This window comes from Fusicatenibacter saccharivorans (assembly GCF_015557635.1).
Taxonomy (GTDB): Bacteria; Bacillota; Clostridia; order Lachnospirales; family Lachnospiraceae; genus Fusicatenibacter; species Fusicatenibacter saccharivorans.
Window position 1 is genome coordinate 20858 of record NZ_JADNOP010000002.1, and the last position, 18748, is coordinate 39605.

An 18748-nucleotide genomic window follows, 5' to 3' on the forward strand; every position below is an offset into this window, starting at 1 on the left:
CCTGTTATTTCGCTGTCCTTCTCTTCCGGGCCCGTCATATATGTAATGTGTTGAGACTATCGAAATCTTTCGTTTTTTCAGAATATTTCTACTATTTGACCTTATTACTTTTGTTAATAAAGCAAAATATTGCGTTATAACTGCACCGCGGCGCATAATCAAATTTTTTCTTTCGAAATCAGAAATTACTGTTTCTGACAAAAAATTCCCGCAGAAAGGAGCTTTCTTCCTCTCTACGGGAATCTTCTATTTTGGTTTTATTTTATTTAAAGTAAGCAACACCGGACTCAAAGATCTTCAGATCCTGCTCTCCGTAGATGTTGACTGCTACGCCGTTGTCGCGGCGCTCTGCGTGTGCCATCTTACCAAAGACACGGCCGTCCGGGCTGGTGATACCCTCGATTCCGCAGTAGGAACCGTTGACATTCCAGTACTCGTCGTTGGTCAGGTTTCCGTTGACATCGCAGTAGCGGGTTGCAATCTGGCCGTTTGCCATCAGCTTGTCGATCCACTCTTTCGATGCTACGAAACGTCCCTCTCCGTGGGATGCCGGGTTGGTGTAAACACCGCCAAGCTCGGTGCCTGCCAGCCATGGGGATTTGTTGGTCACAACCTTCGTGTAAACCATCTTGGAAATATGGCGTCCGATGGTGTTGAAGGTCAGAGTCGGGGAATCCTCCGTCTGTCCGAGAATCTCACCGTACGGAACGAGTCCCAGTTTGATCAGTGCCTGGAATCCGTTGCAGATACCAAGGGCAAGTCCGTCTCTCTCATTCAGCAGTTTGGTAACAGCTTCTTTGATCTTCGCATTCTGGAATGCGGTTGCAAAGAATTTTGCTGATCCATCCGGCTCATCACCTGCGGAGAATCCGCCAGGGAACATGATGATCTGCGCCTGGTTGATGGCTTTTTCAAAGGCATCGACAGAACCGCGGATGTCTTCTGCGGAAAGGTTGCTGAATACCTGAGTGATAACTTTTGCACCGGCACGCTCGAAAGCTCTGGTGCTGTCATACTCACAGTTCGTTCCCGGGAAGACCGGAATGAATACGGTCGGCTGTGCCAGCTTGTGGGAGCATACGTGGATGCTCTTTGCCTGATAGCAGCTGTCTGCAACAATTCCGTTTTCGTCTGCTGCTGCCACATTCAGGGCATCTACCTCCGGAAGCTCTGCACCGGATACGGTCTTGAATACTTTTTCCAGCGGTTTGTTCCATGCGGAAACGGCCTCGCGGATGGTGATTTCGGTGTCTTTATAGGAAAGAACCGGTTTGTCTGTCACTTCACCGATGACGGTGTAGGTGCTTGCCAGCTCTCCGACTTTTTCAGCCGGAACTTCGCAGATCAGATCTGCAATATATGGAGTAAAGAGATCTCTCTCGTCTACATTGTGCTCGATGGTTACGCCGAGAGCATTACCGAATGCCATCTTGGATACGGCTGCTGCGATACCCTGACGGTCTACAACATAAGCGGCTTTCACACGGCCGTTCTGCATATCCTCATGCAGTTTTCTGTAGGTTTCCATGACGCCTTCGTACTCTGGAAGCAGATGTGCGTCGACTGGAAGGTGGATCCACACGAGTTTGTCTCCTGTGTTTTTCAGCTCCGGAGATACTACATCTTTTAATTTTGCAACGTCAACCGCGAAGGATACGAGTGTCGGCGGTACATCGATATGGTTGAAGGTACCGGACATACTGTCTTTTCCTCCGATAGACGGCAGGCCGTAGCCCATCTGTGCGTCGTATGCACCAAGAAGTGCTGCGAACGGCTGGCTCCAGCGGTGCGGATCCTCAGTCATTCTGCGGAAATATTCCTGGAAGGTGAAGCGGACTTTGCTGTAATCGCCGCCGACTGCCACGATGCGGGACAGGGACTCGGTTACGGCATAGACTGCTCCGTGATACGGGCTCCAGCTCGATACGTATGGATCAAAGCCGTAGCTCATCATGGTAACGGTGTTGGTTTTTCCATCCGGAACCGGCACTTTTGCAACCATGGCCTGAGTTTCAGTCAGCTGATATTTTCCACCGTACGGCATCAGCACGCTGGCTGCTCCGATGGAGGAGTCAAACATCTCGACAAGACCTTTCTGGGAGCATGCGTTGAGGTCTGACAGGGTGGACAGCCATTTTTCTTTCACGTCGGCAATGTCACCGCTTCTTTTTAACGGGGTGTCCTCTGCTTTTGGAATCTCTACGAAGACATCATTCTCCTGATGTGCTCCGTTGGTATCCAGGAATGCACGGGAAATATTGACGATCTCTTTTCCTCTCCAGGAGAGTACCAGACGCGGGTCCTCGGTTACGACTGCAACTTCGGTTGCCTCCAGGTTCTCTTCTGCGGCATATTTCAGGAACTGCTCACGGTCTTTCGGGTCGATGACAACGGCCATACGCTCCTGGGACTCGGAGATAGCGATCTCGGTTCCGTCGAGGCCGGCATATTTTTTCGGTACTTTGTCCAGATTGATCTTAAGTCCCGGTGCCAGCTCGCCGATGGCAACGGAAACTCCGCCTGCACCGAAGTCGTTGCATTTTTTAATCAGAAGGCTGACTTCCTCGCGGCGGAACAGTCTCTGCAGTTTACGCTCAGTCGGTGCGTTTCCTTTCTGTACCTCTGCACCGCAGGTCTCGATGGATTCTGTCGTATGTACTTTGGAGGAACCGGTTGCACCGCCGCAGCCGTCTCTTCCAGTACGGCCGCCGAGCAGGATGATGATATCACCCGGATCGGAATTTTCACGGACAACGGCACGGCGCGGTGCTGCTCCAAGGACAGCTCCGATCTCCATACGTTTTGCCACGTAGTCCGGATGGTAAACTTCTTTGACATAGCCGGTTGCAAGACCGATCTGGTTTCCATAGGAGCTGTAGCCGTGTGCTGCTTCTCTTACGAGTTTTTTCTGCGGAAGTTTTCCTTCGAGTGTCTCGCTCTGCGGACGGGTCGGATCTGCGGCTCCGGTCACACGCATTGCCTGATATACATAGGTTCTGCCAGAAAGCGGGTCACGGATTGCACCGCCAAGGCAGGTTGCTGCACCACCGAACGGCTCGATCTCGGTCGGGTGGTTGTGGGTCTCGTTTTTGAAGTTGATCAGCCACTCTTCGTCTTTTCCGTCTACATCTACCGGTACGACGATGGAGCATGCGTTGATTTCATCAGACTCTTCCTGATCTGCGAGTTTTCCTTCGGATTTCAGTTTTTTCATTGCCAGAAGGGCAAGGTCCATAAGGCAGATGAATTTGTCGTCACGGCCTTTGTAGAGTACCTCACGGTCGCTTAAGTAGCGGTCGTAGCTTTTTTTCATCGGCTCGTAGTAGTCGCCTTCGCCGAAGGTCACGTTGGTAAGCTCGGTGGAGAAGGTGGTATGGCGGCAGTGATCGGACCAGTAGGTATCGAGTACGCGGATCTCGGTCATGGATGGATTTCGTTTTTCTTCGCCGCGGAAGTAGTTCTGGATATGCAGGAAGTCTTTGAAGGTCATGGCAAGGCCGAGGGAATCATACAGGGCTTTTAATTCTGCCTCCAGCATGTCGATGAATCCGTCGAAGATTTTGACGTCTGCCGGCTCTTCAAATTTTGTCACGAGGGTTTCCGGTTTTTCAAGTCCTGTCTCTCTGGAGTCTACCGGATTGATGCAGTGTGCTTTGACTGCGTCAAACTGCTCATCAGTCATCTCTCCTTCGATAACATACGTAACGGCGGAGCGGATGATCGGCTGCTCATCTTCTTTTAAGAACTGCACGCACTGTACGGCAGAATCGGCTCTCTGATCAAACTGTCCCGGAAGGAATTCTACGGAAAATACTCTCGCACCTTCTGCACGCGGAAAATCTTCCTGATAGCAGATATCAACCGGCGGCTCTGCAAAGACTACTTTACATGCTTTCTCATATGTCTCATCACTGATATTTTCTACATCGTACCGGATCAGCTCCCGTACGTTGGTTACGGTCTGGATGTTCAGATAGTGCTTGATTTCATGCTTCAGATCTTTCGCCTTAATCGCAAATTCCGGCTTTTTCTCCACATAAACGCGTCTGACTGTACTCATTTTTATCCTCCATTTGTCTGAATCATAGTCCCCCAAAAACGGGACAATCTTTCGTTACTTACAGAATAGCATATTTATCTTTATAAATGAAATTAATATATCTTATATGTTTTATAAGTTTTGTTTCTTAATAGACGGACGCATTCCATTTTTCCTGCACTACCATCCCACTCATCACCCATTCTCTCCCGTCCTAAACCGTCAGGCCCGCGCACTTTCTGGTGCTGGGGGATGCTGTTTCGGGGGATAAGAAATACTTAGAGCCTTGGAATTTGCTAAAAATGTTATAAAAAAGTCAAAACTCGCTGCGCTCAGACAGTTGACTTTTTTATAACAACGCAAATTTCAAGGCTCTAAGTATTTCTAAATCCCCCTGCAAATGCATCCCCCAGCACCAGAAAGTGCGCGGACCGTCCGTTTCCGTTTTTACATTCTATATTTCGCTTTTTTCTCACGTGTCCGCAGTGCATTCCCCGCCTTTGCCGGCCGGTACAGCAGCATACAGGTTCCCGCATTCATAACAAGCGCACAGCACACATCCGATACGGAGTGCTGTTTTAAAAACATGGTCGAAAACACAATCAGCACCGTCAGGCCCAGGCAGACGTTTCGGAATACCGGGCGGTTTTTGAGCTGCTCGCTGTGTTCTACGGCAACAGCTACGGCTACGGAATTATATACGTGAATACTTGGGAATACGTTGGTCGGTGTGTCTGTCAGATAAAGGCCTCTGACCAGATCCGTGAAAATGTTCTCCCGTGGGAATACCGTCGGGCGCAGGTTCTGGCCGTTCGGGTACAGATAGGAGATCACGAGGAACGCCGTCATTCCGATTCCCAGGTTGATAATCAGCTGATAATATTCTCTGCGGTTCTTGTTGCAGAGGCCGAAATAAAGGACAGACCATGCAATAAATCCAAACCACATAAAATAAGGAATCACAAAAAACTCACAGAACGGAATCATATCATCAAACGGAGTATGAATCAGATGATATCCTTTCGTAATGTGCGTTTCCAGATATTGAAAACATTTCAGATAGAAAATGCCATAAACCACTACCGGAAGAAAATGCTTATATTTTTTTATTGTCTTCATAGTTTCCCTCCACTTTTCTGACGAGGTTTTTCTCTTCAACCTGCTGAAATTATAGCACACCGAAAACCGAAGTCAATAAGCTTTATTATTTTTTAAGAAACAATTCATCGGTTTCTGAAAACCGTCCTTGGGATGGAAATGTTCAAAGATCGCCGCGTCGAATTTTTTCCGTGTCCGGTTATATACATGCTCATCTTTTACCGTCCATGCAAATGCCGGTGTCCGAAACAGCATACGGTCGATCAGGAAGCCCGGGCAGTCGGCGTAGCGGTGGTCGTAGGCGATAAAATCCGGTTTCCCGATAAAATTCAGCATCAGATGACGCGCCATTATCCGCAGGATCAGATGCACCTTATCATCCTTTGAAAAACGGCCGGAAAGCTGGCCGCGCAGCGTCTGCGGCATGTGGCGGCGGCACCAGCGGAGGGCCAGGCTGTTGAAGGATTCCATGCAGAACATACCGGTGTACCCCTCCATCTCCTTCTGAAATCCCGCACAGACCGCCGTGGAAAGTCCCGGCATCTTGATTTCGATTAAAAGCGGCACGCGGCCGTCTACCGTCTGCAGTACCTCACGAAGCAGCGGAATCTTTTCCGTGCTGTCGCCCAGATGGAACTGCTGGAGTTCCTCATACGTATAATCGCTGATTTTTCCCTCGTTTCCACACATCCGCTTCATCGTGTCGTCGTGGAACACCACAATCCGGCCATCCTTTGTGATCTGAATATCCAGCTCGATGGCATATCCCTGCTCCGCCGCGCGGGCAAAAGCCGGAAGAGAATTCTCCGGAACTCCCTCCGCCGCGTTCCACAGACCGCGGTGCGCATAATTCCATTCCGCAAATTTCAGACATTCCTGCCGTCTCGATGTAGCCGGCAGAATGGAAAAGAAATAACCTGCTGCCAGGACGGCAAGCACTGCAAAAAATATGATCCAGAACATCATCTTTCCATCCCTTCTTTCACCCAGTCGCCCAAAAGGCGGAGACGCTCCGTTTCCAGTCCGATCCTTTCCTCCGTGCGGTGTCCGCCCGATTCTCCGTCCAGGTGGACCGGTTCCGCGCGGTCTGTCTGAAAGGAAAGGCTGCTGCACCGCTCCATATGTACCTCAGGAAATCCCGTGTGGCGTCCAAACAGCGCCATCGGCAGAAGATAGCTGACTTTCCATTTGGCAAGATTGGAAACCACCATCACGTCGAGCAGATCATCTGTTCCGTCCGCCTCCGGGCAGAAGCAGAAGCCGCCGCCCTCGTACGGAAAATTCATTGCCACTGCAAAAAGAACATTTTCAAACGAACGGTGTTCTCCGTTTTCCAGCGCTGCATCCAGTATGAACGGTTCGAGATAAAAGAGCTGCCGCAGTGCAATCATCACATACGTAAGTTTTCCCAGATGCAGCCGGTTCAGCGTATTCTTGATTTTTGATGCCAGCGCCTCGTGGCAGATGCCTGCATCAAAACCGATGCCGGTGCTGACGAGAAATCTCCGCTTTTGGCTGCCAAGAAGCGCCGTTCCAATGTTGATCTCCTTTTCCTCCCCTTTCAGCACAGCTTCCAGCGCCTGCAGCGGATCGGAGGGAATTCCGGCACCGCGCGCAAAATCGTTGCCGCTTCCCGTTGGAATATAACCGAATTTTACATCCGACAGGCTGGTGATTCCATCGACCGCCTCATTCGCCGTACCGTCTCCGCCGATCGCCAGAAGGACATCGTCGGGATTCCATACCCCTTTCGCGGTCAGCCGTGCTGCCGTCTCCCGTGCGCTTCCGCGATACTTTGTCGGATATACACGAAATTCCGTCCTGCGCCGCTCAAGCTCGCCCTCAATTACCGGCCACAGCTTCTCGCCGCGCCCCGACTGCGATTTTTTATTTACTATAATATGATACATTAAAGTCATACCTTCTTTTTTCTTCTGTAAAAAACCACTTCAAATCACCTGAATCATGTTCTTACGCAGCGAAACAGCAAGTGTTTCACTGCTGAGTGAACAGTAACCAAATCAGCCATATTGTAGCAGTTTTCCCCGCAAACCACAACTATCTTCACAAAATCTTAACTTGTTGCCGCCGTAAAAATTCCCGCACCCCTGTCTTTTCTTTCTTGACAGACCTTTTTGTTCTGCTAAAATAAAAAGTACCGCGGTTTCGTCCGCAGAACGTCACTCATTTCTGAGGAGGTTTTTATGAATTTTTACGATATGACACGCGCAGGGAGGATGATACGATGAAGCTCTCCCCCGCATTTCTCGCTTATAAACTAAGCAGCGCTTTTTCGGTTCTTGCACCGGAAAACCTGCCGCTTTCCGGCACACTGGAGCTGCCTGTTCTTTATCAGACAGGCTCCGCAGCCACTGCGCACCGGGTCTTTCTCTGCATAGAAGAACAGATCGGCTTTCTTTCCTCCCTCCCTGAAGAAAGCAGCTCCCTTTTTCTTCTCTGTACCGAAGAACTGCCGGAGGAACTTCCGGCTCCGGTTTCGATCGCCGTTAAGAGCAGCGTATCCGCTGTTTTTTCGTTCCTGCAGGAGCTTTTCTGGACGTACGATTGCTGGCAGAAGGAGCTGATGCAGGCACGGCTCGACGGAAAATCGATCCAGCATCTTTTAAATCTCTCCCTGCCTGTTTTTGCCCACCCGCTGATGGTGGTCGGCATGGATTTTTCCATCATCGCCGCAGCGTCCGAAGAACCTTCCTTTTTTCCCGAGAAGGTGTTTGGCTCCCTTGATGCAACGCGCCCGTTTCTGCTCTCCTTGACAGAAAGCAGCGAATACGCGTCCGTCCGCGATCTCGATGGATGGTTCCGCTTTCCGGATCACGTAACGGGACTTGGTTCCCTCTGCGTCAACATCACGCAGCATGGTCAGAGCGCCTACCGCCTGCTGCTCCTCGACACGAAAAAGGATCTTTCTGATTCCGAAGGCTTTCTTCTTGAATTTCTTGCAGAAATGATCCATCACGCCTTCCTGCACAATGTGATGCAGAAAACCTCGCCGGCGCAGTCGCTTCACACCGTGCTGCTCCGTGCCCTCGACGACCGGATGGCCGACTATATTGCGGTCAGCCAGGCTCTCGATGCGCTCGGCTGGCATTCCCGCCACACCTACTGCTGCCTCTATCTGCAGCTCTCCGATATGGATCAGAAAAACCTGACGGCAAACTCGGTCTGCGCCTATCTGGAAAATATTCTGACCGGCTGCTCCGCGTTTCCGCACGGCGGCGGTATCGTTGCATTCTTTAACCTCACGCTGTCCGATTTTTCCATGACCGATCTGATGGAACGCATGGTGCACTTTGTGGAGGACAGTTCCTTAAATGCCGGCTTTTCGCGCTGCATGAACGGCCACATGAATCTGCGCCGCCAGTATATCCAGGCAAAAATCGCCCTGCAGTTCGGCACGCGAAAATACCCGGACAAGCGGATGCATCCGTTCAACGATATCTCGTTTGACTACATCCTCGATCAGGCAACAAAAAAGCTCCCAGGCTACATGCTGTGCCATGAGAGACTTCTCTTTCTGCAGGAGCACGACGACAGCTCCGGCAGTGACTATATGCGGACGCTCCGCTGCTATCTGGACAACCACTGCAATGTCGTCCAGACGGCTCGTGAGCTTTTTATCCACCGCAGTACCCTGCTCTACCGCCTGGAAAAGATCAAGGAAATTTTAGAATCTGATCTTTCCAGCCCGGATGAAATTCTGTATCTGATGCTTTCGTTCCGTTTTATCGACCTCGAGAATGAAGAAGAAAACCGTTCTGGATCTTCGCAGCCAGAAAAGCACAGATAAAACCAACCGCAATTCCCGCTAGGACATCAGTCGGGAAATGCACAAACAGATACAGTCTGGAAAATGCAATCAGGCAGGCCAGAATCAGTGCGGCAGCTCCTTCTTTTTTGTGCATCACAAAAATAGAGACTGCCGCCGCAAACGAAGCTGCCGAATGGCCCGATGGGAAGGAATAGTCCTTCGGAGCGGCAACCAGCAGCTTTACCTGCTCGTCAATCCAGCACGGACGCGGGCGCGCTGCCAGCGGCTTTAACACCAGATTACATAAAATCAAATCTAAAATCAGCGCAATCGCCATTCTTACACCGCATTTCCGGTATTTCGGAAGGATTAAGAAAACGGCGGTCAGCGCAATCCAGATCCATCCCGCATTTCCAAGTGAAGTAATTCCCACCATCACCCGATCGAGCACTGCATTGTGAAGATGCTGCAGTACATATAAAATTGAAAAATCCATTCTTACCCCTCTCTGTAAAAAATGGGCATTTTTCTGCTGTACATCTGCTGATCGGCGGCCGCCTCGTACAGAAATTCCGCCAGGGCCTCTCTCGAGTATCCAGGCCGGAACTGGCTGCCGTCCAGCGAAATACTGCAGTTCTGCCCTACCTTTTTCACTTTCCCGTCTCTTCCCGCACACGTCCGCACCAGTGTCCAGTTCAGATCGCTCCGTGCCAGAACCTGTCCCATCTTCTGCATATCTTTATAGACACCTGGCCAGAAAATCTGCATGAATTTCGTACTCATTCTCTGGTATTTGTCCTCGCAGTCTCCAAACGCATGAATGCAGACATGGCCTACCGTCACAAACCGCGTTTTTCCAAGCTGCTTCATGGCCGAAAGAATCATCGCGTTTCCGTCAGCCAGCGGTGTCTCCTCTTCTTTTACATGTTTCACACGCATCGGAGTCAGCACGCTGATGACTGCATCCGCTTCCAGCAGTGCCTCCAGCACGCGTTCCCGGTTCTGAAGGCTTCCCTCAATCACGGTCAGATTTTTTCTCGGCCAGATCGCTTTTGCATCCGGCACGTAGGCGGTCACCTGTGCGCTGTGAAGAAGCGCCGTGTTGGTCACATACTGCCCAAGCAGTCCCCCCAGACTGAATATTGTAATTCTCATGAAATCCTCACTCTCATCTGTGTGTCTTTTGTATCCTCCGCAGATTTTTTGACACACTTTCCTAATGTTATCTCCTATTCTAACACACCGCCCGTATACGATACAATGAAATAAAACTAAAAAAAGTATAACCTTTTTCGTCCTTTCTTCATATCGTAAGTAGAACCGTATTTTCAGGAGCTTTGATCTTATGCCCTATACTATCGTAATCGATGCCGGACACGGGGGAAGTGATCCGGGCGCTGTCTATGAGGGACGCAGGGAAAAGGATGACAATCTTTCCCTCGCCATCGCGGTCGGCGAGCTTCTTTCCCGGCAGGGTGTCTCTGTCATTTATACCCGCACAACCGATGTTTATCAGACGCCGTTTGAAAAGGCGCAGATGGCCAATCAGGCGGATGCCGACTTTTTTATTTCTTTTCACCGGAATTCTTCGGAAGAACCGAACCAGTATACCGGCGTGGAAACGCTTGTCTATGACAACTCCGGCATCAAACAGACAATGGCAGAAAACATTAACGGCGCGCTCTCGGAGCTGGGATTCCGGAATCTCGGTGTCAAGGCACGGCCAGGGCTTGTTGTTCTGCGGCGGACGAAAATGCCGGCTCTTCTGATTGAAACCGGCTTTCTGAACAATGAGCAGGACAATACGCTCTACGATGAAAAGCAGGAAGAAATCGCCCGCGCCATCGCGGATGCAGTGCTTGGAACGCTGGATCTCGAGACGGTCACGGAGGCTGACCGGCGCGCTGCGGAAACGGAAACCGCCCGTCCGTCCGTTTCAACAGCGGATACCGTCACTGCTTCCGCTTCGCCCCATCCCACGCCGCCGGAACAGGAAAATCCTTCCGACACACCGGAAACCTTCTACCGTGTCCAGACCGGCCTTTTCCGCATCCGCCAGAATGCCGACCGTATGCTTTACGACCTTCTCGACCAGGGCTATCCCGCTTTTCTTCTCGCCGAGGACGGCTTTTTCAAGGTCCAGGTCGGCGCTTACCGCCAGCTCGGAAATGCCATTCTGATGGAACGCCGCCTGCGCCGCGACGGCTATTCCACCCTGATTACCACCTGAGCGTCTGACGCACCAGTCGAAAAAAGAGCGTGCCGGAATTTTGTTTTCCGACACGCTCTCGTTCTCCTTATAACTTTTTCAGTTTTGCAAACGAAGCAAACATTTTCTTCGTACCAGCCTGGTCGAAGTTGACGGTAACTTCATAATCTCTTCCGCCGTCCACGATATCCGTGACAATGCCGACACCGAACTTGATATGGCGCACCGTATCCCCGATTTCGTAATCGAGTTTCGTCGCCTTCTGCGCGCTGAAGGTTTTCGCCTGCTGCGGCTTCTCGCGGAATGCCTGCTTCATCGCCGCATAGACGCTGCCTCTCGTCGGAATGTCCATCTTCGGCTTCCGGTCTTCGATCTCCCCGCGCTCCCGCTCCAGGGAAATCAGCTCCCGCGGAATCTCTTTGACAAAACGGGACATCTTGTTGTACTGCACTTCGCCGCGGATCATTCTCTGGCGCGCACACGTCAATGTCAGATGCTGCATCGCACGCGTGATGCCCACGTAGCAGAGACGGCGCTCCTCCTCCAGCTCCGACGGATCATCCCCGGTGATCGTCATGTAGCTTGGGAAAATGCCATCCTCCATGCCGGCAAGGAATACGTTCGGGAACTCCAGTCCTTTTGCGGAATGCAGTGTCATCAACAGCACGTAATCGCTCTCCTCATCCACCGAGTCGATATCAGACACCAGCGCAACCTCCTGCAGAAAACCACCGAGAGATGGCTGTTCGGCGCTCTCCTCATAATCCGCAATCTTTGAAATCAGCTCGTCGATGTTCTCGATGCGGGCTGCCGCTTCTTCGGTTCCCTCCGCCTGCAGATCTGCTACATAGCCGGTCTCCTCGATGATTTCATTCAGCAGCTCTTTGACCGACAGATAATCTGCTTTCGCGCGGAGTACCTGTAAAAAGGACGTGAAGGATTTAATCTTATTTAAAGACCGCATCAGCCCCGGCACATACTCGGCCTCGAGAAGCGCATCGTAGAAACGGATGCCCTGCTCTGCCTCCCAGTCCTGCACTTTGTTGATCGTCGCCGCTCCGATACCGCGCCGCGGAACGTTGATGATACGCAGTACCGCAAGGTCATCCTCCGGGTTCTCGATCACACGCAGATACGCCAGCAGATCCTTGATCTCGCGTCTCGCATAGAAGTTGACACCGCCCACGATTTTATATGGAACATTTGCAATCAGCAGTTTCTCCTCAAAAAGACGGGACTGTGCGTTGGTACGGTAGAGAATTGCATAATCACGATACTTCTTTCCCTCCGTGCGGACGCCGCGCGTGATTTCTCCTGCCACGTACTCCGCCTCCTCAAAACCGCTCTGGAACTGCCGCAGATCGATCAGGTCACCCTCCGGGTTCTCTGTCCACAGGCGTTTTGCTTTTCGTCCCTGGTTATTCGCAATCACTTCATTTGCCGCATTCAGAATATTCTGCGTAGAACGGTAATTCTGCTCCAGTTTAATGACCTTCGCATCCGGGAATACATGCTCAAAACTCAGAATATTTTCAATATTCGCCCCGCGGAATTTGTAGATCGACTGGTCATCATCGCCGACAACGCAGAGATTGCGGTATTTTGCCGCCAGAAGGCTTACAAAGCGGAACTGAACCGTGTTGGTATCCTGATACTCATCGACCATGATATAGCGGAACTGCTCCTGATAATAGTCGAGCACTTCCGGGAACTGCTGGAATAATTTTACGGTCTGTACCAGCAGATCATCGAAGTCCATCGCATTGTTTTTCTTTAACTCTGCCTGATACTCCGCATAAACTGCCGCATACTTCTGCAGCTTCCAGTCGATTCCCGCGTCAATCCGGTACTGGTCCGGCTCAATCATCTCATCCTTTGCGGACGAAATTGCCGCCATGATCGCACGGTCGCGGTACAGTTTCGGATCCATCTGGAGCCGTTTCATGATGTCCTTGATCAGCGATTTCTGGTCATCGGTATCGTAAATTGCAAAATTGTTGGCGTATCCCAGACGTTCAGCATGGCGGCGCAGAATCCGCACGCAGCTGGAATGGAAGGTGCTGACCCAGATCCGCTCCGATCCGTATCCCACGATTTTATCGACACGCTCACGCATTTCTCCGGCGGCCTTGTTCGTAAAGGTGATCGCCATAATATTCCACGGATTGACGCCTTTGTCCCGGATTAGGGAGGCGATGCGGTGCGTCAGTACCCTCGTCTTTCCCGAACCGGCACCTGCAAGGATCAGAAGCGGCCCTTCGGTGTACTCCACAGCTTCCATCTGCATCGGGTTTAATCCTGTTTCTGTCTGATTCATGTTCTTTCTCCTTCATCTGCTTCGAATCTTTTCACATGCATCTCAGTATATAACAAATCCGCCCCGGTTACAAGTAAGAACGAACATACGTTGCATTTTTATCATGGAAACTTTTTTCGCAAAGTCCTTGCTATCTGGTATTAAAAACTATATAATGGGAACAGTGAGGTGATAACAAATGACGATAGACTCAGATAAAATTCTTCATGATTTACTGAATTCACTGGATTCTCTCGAAGGCATCCGCCCGGGGGAAATCCCGAACATTGCTTTATATATGGACCAGGTCACGACCTTTATGGACGCACAGCTCGCTTCTTCGCGCCGCTTCGAGTCCGATAAGGTTCTGACAAAAACAATGATCAACAACTATGCAAAAAACAAGCTGCTCCCGCCGCCGGTCAAAAAGAAATATTCGCCGGAGCACATGATGCTTCTGGTTTTTATTTACTACTTTAAAAACATCCTCTCGATCACGGATATCCAGACACTGCTCGCCCCGATCACCGATCGGTATTTCGGCACGGAGAGCGGCTTTTCCATCAAAGATATCTACGACGAAATTTTCCAGATGGAAAAAGAAGAAATTGCATCCGTAAAAGAAGATCTTCTGAAAAAAGCGGATGTATCCAAGTCCATGTTCGGCAGCTCACCGGAGGAGGACCGGGAATTTCTCCAGCTCTTTTCGTTTATCTGTCTGCTGAGTTTCGATGTCTATCTGAAAAAACAGATGCTCGAGCACATGGTGGATGAACTGGCATCCCTCGCGGCGCCTTCTGATCCGAAAAAGAAAAATTAAGAACAAACGTGTAATTAAAAAAGACGGCTGCGTTGGAATCGCACCGTCTTTTTTGATTTTACACATTTTCTTTCTTTTCCATCCGTTCAAACACCATCTCATATCCGTCGTTTCCATAGCTTAAGGAACGGTTCACGCGGCTGATCGTCGCCGTGGATGCTCCCGTCTTTTCGGAGATTTCCAGATACGTTCTCTTCTCCCGCAGCATTTTCGCCACTTCAAACCGCTGCGACAGCGAAAGCAGTTCGTTGATGGTGCATACATCCTCAAAAAAAGTATAGCATTCTTCCTTATTCTTCAGACACAAAATTGCCTCAAAAAGCTGGTCTACTGCTTCTGAATGAAGTTTCTTGTTCATTTCAAACCCTCCTGTACGAAAATTAAGCCCCCATCTCATTCTTATAACTCGGAATACTACCATTTTAGCACAGTAAAGTGTGAAATACAAGTCCTTTTATCCCTGCATCAGCAAAGCCTGTACCATCGACTCCCGCTGTCTGCGGTAATCGCTCGGCGAACAGGCCTTTACCGTCTTGAAAGTACGGTTGAAGGCACTTAAAGAAGAGAATCCGGAATTCATCGCCACATCCGTGATACTCATCTTTTTGTCGTACAGAAGCTCCTCTGCGCGTTTGACGCGTTTAGAATTGAGGTACTCATAGAATGTCATGTTCATGTACTGCTTGAAAATTCTGGTAAAGTGGAACTTGGAAAATCCGCTGACTGCAGCTACTTTCTCAAGAGAAAGATTCTCCATGTAATGGACATTGATATAACGGCAGGCGCTTAAAACAGCCTCTATATATTCCTGCTGCTTCATTGCCCCGAACGTATTCTGCGCGTTGGCATCCGAAAAGCCCTTGCGGCCAAACTCTGAAAAAAGCTCTTTGAGGCCGGTGCAGATTCTGTGCGTCATCACTGCGCCCTCATTATCGTATTCCCGCACCAGTTCCAGAATCTGGCTGCGTAGAAACAGATAGAAGGGATCTTCCTCATCCTCTTTTTTGAAGTAGATGGCCGGAAGCCGCAGGAAAATCGTTTCCATTTCTTCCTGATTCTCCACACAGCCCGGTTCCACCAGCATGACAATCCGTTCTCCCTGGGATACGAATCTCATTCCGTGTACAACGCCGGAATTGATCATAATGATGTCGCCCTCTTTGAGATTATAGCTGTCTTTTCCGACAACAACCTCATATTCGCCTCTGGTCGGCATGATAATTTCAATTGCGGTATGCCAGTGCTCCGGATAGCCTTCTGTCACGGTGTTGTGAAAGATTTCAAACGCCGGCGGGTTTGCTGCATTCCGGTCAAATGTTTTCCCATGTTCCACTTTCTTCATCTTATTTCTTACCTCTTTTTATTGCAGCAGCTCTGTAAACAGATCTTTTACGGTCGGATAAATCTTTGCAAATTTCCGATACTGGCGCTCATATTTCTCAACCAGTTCCGGTTCCGGCTCGATGGTCTCTGTCACACGAACAATTTTTTCTGCCGCCTCTTCTACGGATGAAAAGACACCGCAGGCAACGGCTGCCAGCATGGCTCCGCCAAGTGCCGGGCCTTCCTCGGACTCAATACGGTCCACTTTGATGTTCAGCACGTTTGCGATCATGCGTCTCCACAGCGGGCTCTTTGCACCGCCTCCGCAGATTTTCGTTCTCTCGATCTGGATACCGAGGGATTTTGCTACCTCAAAGGAATCGCGGATCGCAAAGGCAACGCCCTCGAGAACAGCCTGGGTCATATCCTCTCTTGTGGTGTCCATGGTCAGGCCGATGAAGGTTCCTCTTGCATCCGGGTTGTTGTGCGGGGAACGCTCGCCCATCAGATACGGCAGGAAGAATACATTATTCTCGCCAAGTTTTGTGATGTTCTCCTGCTCTTTTGTATATTCTTTTGTGCGGATGATTTCATCCATCCACCATTTGTTGCAGGAAGCTGCACTCAGCATGCATCCCATCAGGTGATAGTGGCCGTCTGCGTGTGCGAATGCGTGCAGGGCATTGTGGCTGTCTACGCCGAATTTGTTGCTGGAAATGAATACGGTTCCGCTTGTACCAAGGGAAACGTTGCACATGCCGTCGCCTACGGTTCCGGTTCCGACTGCGGCTGCTGCGTTGTCTCCGGCTCCTGCTACAACTTTACAGGTCTCCGGCAGTCCAAGTTCTGCTGCTACTTCCGGTTTTAAGGTTCCGACAGCGTCAAAGCTCTCATGGAGCTCCGGCAGCATCTCCAGGGAAATACCGCAGATTTCTGCCATCTCTTTGGACCAGCATTTGTTCTTGACATCCATCAGAAGCATGCCCGATGCATCGGAGTAGTCGCTTACGAATGCGCCGGAGAGACGGTATGCCAGGTAATCTTTTGGAAGCATGATTTTGCAGATTTTTTCGAAGTTATCCGGCTCATTTTCTTTCACCCAGAGAATCTTCGGTGCGGTAAAGCCTGCAAATGCAATGTTTGCGGTGTACTCGGAGAGTTTTTCTTTTCCGATTACGGTGTTCAGATAATCGGTCTGTTTTGCGGTACGGCCGTCGTTCCAGAGGATCGCCGGGCGGATGACGTTATCGTTCTCATCCAGGATGACAAGGCCATGCATCTGGCCGCCGAAGCTGATGCCGGCTACCTGGGATTTGTCTACGTCTTTTACCAGCTCGCGGATTCCCTCTTTGCTCTGCTCCCACCAGTCTTCCGGTTTCTGCTCAGACCAGCCTGGATGCGGGAAATACAGCGGATACTCTCTCGATACAATATTTACAATTTTGCCTTCCTCGTCCATCAGAAGCAGTTTGACAGCGGAAGTACCAAGGTCAACACCAATAAAATACATGTCGAATCTCCTTTTTCTACTCTTTTTCAAAAAGGGCGGCAGCAGACCTAGATCTCTGCTCCGCCCTTTTGCTTATGCGTTACTGCATATCTTTCTTATTTTTCAGTGATTCTTCCGGAACGGATTAGCCCCACGGATTCTCTGTCGGGTAACGAACACCCTTCGGCTGGTTGTAGCCGATCTCATCTACTTCAACACCGAGCATTTTGAATACTTCGAATAACGGTTTTCCGAAGTGTCCGAATGCTACTGCGCCGTGATGCGGATAGTTTTTCTCTACCAGTACGTGACGGTAGAATCTGCCCATCTCCGGAATAGCGAAGATACCGATGCTTCCGAAGGAACGTGTTGCTACAGGAAGAACCTCGCCCTCTGCGATGTATCCGCGCAGTTTTGCGTCAGATGTGCTCTGCAGACGATAGAAGGTGATGTCTCCAGGAACGATATCTCCCTCGAGGGTACCCTGTGTTACTTCTTCCGGAAGGGTTCTTGCCATGATCATCTGATATTTCATAGAGCAGAATGCCAGTTTGGTGGAAGCGGTATTTCCGCAGTGGAATCCCATGAAGGTATCTTTTAATGTGTAATCAAATTTGCCTTTGATTTCGCTCTCATACATATCCTTCGGAACGGTGTTGTTGATGTCGAGGAGTGTTACGGTGTCTTTGGATACAACGGTTCCGATGAACTCGGACAGTGTTCCGTAGATATCTACCTCACAGGATACCGGGATGCCCATCTTGGTCAGACGGCTGTTGACATAGCAAGGAACGAATCCGAACTGTGTCTGGAATGCCGGCCAGCATTTTCCGGTCAGGGTTACGTATTTTCTGGAGCCTTTGTGTGCTTCGATCCAGTCTAACAAGGTGATCTCGTACTGAGCCAGTTTCGGCAGGATTTCCGGTTTCAGGTTTCCTTCGCCGAGCTCTTTTGCCATATCTTCTACGACTGCCGGGATTCTCTCGTCGCCTGCGTGTTTGTTGAATGCTTCAAACAGGTCAAGCTCGGAGTTCTCTTCGATTTCTACGCCGAGGTTGTACAGCTGTTTGATCGGTGCGTTACATGCCAGGAAGTTGGTCGGACGCGGTCCGAAGCTGATGATTTTCAGGTTCTTAACAGCTACAACTGCAGTTGCAACCGGTACGAAATCTTTGATCATGGCTGCTACGTCTTCTGCATCGCCAACCGGGTACTCTGGAATGTATGCGTGCAGGTTGCGCAGTTTCAGGTTGTAGCTTGCGTTCAGAACGCCGCAGTATGCATCGCCGCGTCCGCCTACAAGGTCGTCGCCGGTCTCTTCTGCTGCTGCTACTACCATGCAAGGTCCGTCGAAGTATTTTACAAGCAGGGTTTCCTCGGTCTCCGGTCCGAAGTTTCCAAGGTATACAACAAGTGCATCACACTCTGCTTTTTTCAGGTCTTCGAGTGCGTTCATCATGTCGATTTCATTCTCGACGATGATTGGACATTCGTAGATTTCTCCGTCGTATGCTTTTACGACTGCTTTTCTTCTGTTCTCGGAAAGGCTGTTCGGGAAGCAGTCACGGCTTACTGCAACGATACCTAATTTGATTTCCGGTGTATTGTTGATCATTTTTGAAGATCCTCCTTTTTTTGGTTTTCTTGGTTTTTGGTTTCTTTTTATGTTCAGAACTGCTCTTTTGGGGCAGTGTTTCTGATTTCT

General features: G+C 50.2%; 14 protein-coding genes. 3 read left to right on the forward strand and 11 right to left on the reverse strand.

What is annotated here, in order from left to right; all coding sequences use genetic code 11:
* Window positions 1-262 precede the first annotated feature (262 nt).
* The 4 genes from I2G42_RS02030 to I2G42_RS02045 form a co-directional block, all read right to left on the reverse strand.
* The gene (locus tag I2G42_RS02030) at window positions 263-4060 is read right to left on the reverse strand and encodes a phosphoribosylformylglycinamidine synthase (RefSeq protein WP_195530664.1); all 3798 of its coding nucleotides are present in this window, start codon (window positions 4058-4060) and stop codon (window positions 263-265) included.
* 426 nt (window positions 4061-4486) lie between these two features.
* Complete coding sequence (locus I2G42_RS02035; protein WP_022463212.1) at window positions 4487-5158, reverse strand: phosphatase PAP2 family protein; 672 nt, start codon at window positions 5156-5158, stop codon at window positions 4487-4489.
* A gap of 72 nt (window positions 5159-5230) precedes the next feature.
* The gene (locus I2G42_RS02040) at window positions 5231-6103 is read right to left on the reverse strand and encodes a glycerophosphodiester phosphodiesterase family protein (protein WP_022463211.1); all 873 of its coding nucleotides are present in this window, start codon (window positions 6101-6103) and stop codon (window positions 5231-5233) included.
* Window positions 6100-7047: a diacylglycerol/lipid kinase family protein gene (locus tag I2G42_RS02045; protein ID WP_022463210.1), complete on the reverse strand. Its 948-nt coding sequence runs from the start codon at window positions 7045-7047 to the stop codon at window positions 6100-6102. The genes I2G42_RS02040 and I2G42_RS02045 overlap by 4 nt, the downstream gene beginning before the upstream one ends.
* A 335-nt stretch (window positions 7048-7382) precedes the next feature.
* Here I2G42_RS02045 and I2G42_RS02050 point away from each other — a divergent pair, with 335 nt between their 5' ends.
* Window positions 7383-8945, forward strand: coding sequence for a PucR family transcriptional regulator (locus tag I2G42_RS02050; RefSeq protein ID WP_022463209.1), 1563 nt, complete (start codon window positions 7383-7385; stop codon window positions 8943-8945).
* On the opposite strand, the gene I2G42_RS02055 is transcribed toward I2G42_RS02050, so the two are convergent.
* Both I2G42_RS02055 and I2G42_RS02060 read right to left on the reverse strand, forming a co-directional pair.
* Window positions 8881-9402, reverse strand: a complete 522-nt coding sequence (locus tag I2G42_RS02055) for a phosphatase PAP2 family protein (RefSeq protein WP_022463208.1) — start codon at window positions 9400-9402, stop codon at window positions 8881-8883. The two genes, I2G42_RS02050 and I2G42_RS02055, sit on opposite strands and share 65 nt — an antisense overlap.
* A 2-nt stretch (window positions 9403-9404) precedes the next feature.
* Window positions 9405-10061 carry an NAD(P)-dependent oxidoreductase gene (locus tag I2G42_RS02060; RefSeq protein ID WP_022463207.1) on the reverse strand — a complete coding sequence of 219 codons (657 nt, stop codon included), beginning with the start codon at window positions 10059-10061 and terminating at the stop codon, window positions 9405-9407.
* Between the two features lie 190 nt (window positions 10062-10251).
* Here I2G42_RS02060 and I2G42_RS02065 point away from each other — a divergent pair, with 190 nt between their 5' ends.
* Window positions 10252-11136: an N-acetylmuramoyl-L-alanine amidase gene (locus I2G42_RS02065; RefSeq protein WP_119221927.1), complete on the forward strand. Its 885-nt coding sequence runs from the start codon at window positions 10252-10254 to the stop codon at window positions 11134-11136.
* 67 nt (window positions 11137-11203) lie between these two features.
* Here I2G42_RS02065 and pcrA read toward each other — a convergent pair whose 3' ends face one another.
* Entirely contained in the window at window positions 11204-13432 is a 2229-nt protein-coding gene (gene pcrA / locus I2G42_RS02070; protein WP_195530665.1) for a DNA helicase PcrA, read from the reverse strand.
* 178 nt (window positions 13433-13610) lie between these two features.
* Between pcrA and I2G42_RS02075 the strand changes: the two genes are divergently transcribed.
* Window positions 13611-14231: a DUF1836 domain-containing protein gene (locus I2G42_RS02075; protein WP_022463204.1), complete on the forward strand. Its 621-nt coding sequence runs from the start codon at window positions 13611-13613 to the stop codon at window positions 14229-14231.
* A 58-nt stretch (window positions 14232-14289) separates the two neighbouring features.
* On the opposite strand, the gene I2G42_RS02080 is transcribed toward I2G42_RS02075, so the two are convergent.
* The 4 genes from I2G42_RS02080 to I2G42_RS02095 all read right to left on the reverse strand — a co-directional run bounded on the left by I2G42_RS02080 (window position 14290) and on the right by I2G42_RS02095 (window position 18655).
* On the reverse strand, window positions 14290-14589 hold the full coding sequence (locus tag I2G42_RS02080) for a YerC/YecD family TrpR-related protein (RefSeq protein WP_022463203.1): 300 nt from the start codon (window positions 14587-14589) through the stop codon (window positions 14290-14292).
* Window positions 14590-14685: 96 nt separating this feature from the next.
* Window positions 14686-15573, reverse strand: a complete 888-nt coding sequence (locus I2G42_RS02085) for an AraC family transcriptional regulator (RefSeq protein ID WP_022463202.1) — start codon at window positions 15571-15573, stop codon at window positions 14686-14688.
* An 18-nt stretch (window positions 15574-15591) separates the two neighbouring features.
* Window positions 15592-17064 carry a xylulokinase gene (gene xylB, locus I2G42_RS02090; RefSeq protein WP_173830025.1) on the reverse strand — a complete coding sequence of 491 codons (1473 nt, stop codon included), beginning with the start codon at window positions 17062-17064 and terminating at the stop codon, window positions 15592-15594.
* A 124-nt stretch (window positions 17065-17188) separates the two neighbouring features.
* Window positions 17189-18655 (reverse strand): L-fucose/L-arabinose isomerase family protein, encoded by a 1467-nt coding sequence (locus I2G42_RS02095; protein ID WP_055221457.1) that lies wholly within the window; start codon window positions 18653-18655, stop codon window positions 17189-17191.
* Window positions 18656-18748: the final 93 nt, after the last annotated feature.

Excerpts from the sequence above, each read along its gene's own strand:
- I2G42_RS02030 (WP_195530664.1), bottom strand. The coding sequence starts at position 4,060 with ATGAGTACAGTCAGACGCGTTTATGTGGAGAAAAAGCCGGAATTTGCG.
- I2G42_RS02035 (WP_022463212.1), bottom strand. The coding sequence starts at position 5,158 with ATGAAGACAATAAAAAAATATAAGCATTTTCTTCCGGTAGTGGTTTAT.
- I2G42_RS02040 (WP_022463211.1), bottom strand. The coding sequence starts at position 6,103 with ATGATGTTCTGGATCATATTTTTTGCAGTGCTTGCCGTCCTGGCAGCA.
- I2G42_RS02045 (WP_022463210.1), bottom strand. The coding sequence starts at position 7,047 with ATGTATCATATTATAGTAAATAAAAAATCGCAGTCGGGGCGCGGCGAG.
- I2G42_RS02050 (WP_022463209.1), top strand. The coding sequence starts at position 7,383 with ATGAAGCTCTCCCCCGCATTTCTCGCTTATAAACTAAGCAGCGCTTTT.
- I2G42_RS02055 (WP_022463208.1), bottom strand. The coding sequence starts at position 9,402 with ATGGATTTTTCAATTTTATATGTACTGCAGCATCTTCACAATGCAGTG.
- I2G42_RS02060 (WP_022463207.1), bottom strand. The coding sequence starts at position 10,061 with ATGAGAATTACAATATTCAGTCTGGGGGGACTGCTTGGGCAGTATGTG.
- I2G42_RS02065 (WP_119221927.1), top strand. The coding sequence starts at position 10,252 with ATGCCCTATACTATCGTAATCGATGCCGGACACGGGGGAAGTGATCCG.
- pcrA (WP_195530665.1), bottom strand. The coding sequence starts at position 13,432 with ATGAATCAGACAGAAACAGGATTAAACCCGATGCAGATGGAAGCTGTG.
- I2G42_RS02075 (WP_022463204.1), top strand. The coding sequence starts at position 13,611 with ATGACGATAGACTCAGATAAAATTCTTCATGATTTACTGAATTCACTG.
- I2G42_RS02080 (WP_022463203.1), bottom strand. The coding sequence starts at position 14,589 with ATGAACAAGAAACTTCATTCAGAAGCAGTAGACCAGCTTTTTGAGGCA.
- I2G42_RS02085 (WP_022463202.1), bottom strand. The coding sequence starts at position 15,573 with ATGAAGAAAGTGGAACATGGGAAAACATTTGACCGGAATGCAGCAAAC.
- xylB (WP_173830025.1), bottom strand. The coding sequence starts at position 17,064 with ATGTATTTTATTGGTGTTGACCTTGGTACTTCCGCTGTCAAACTGCTT.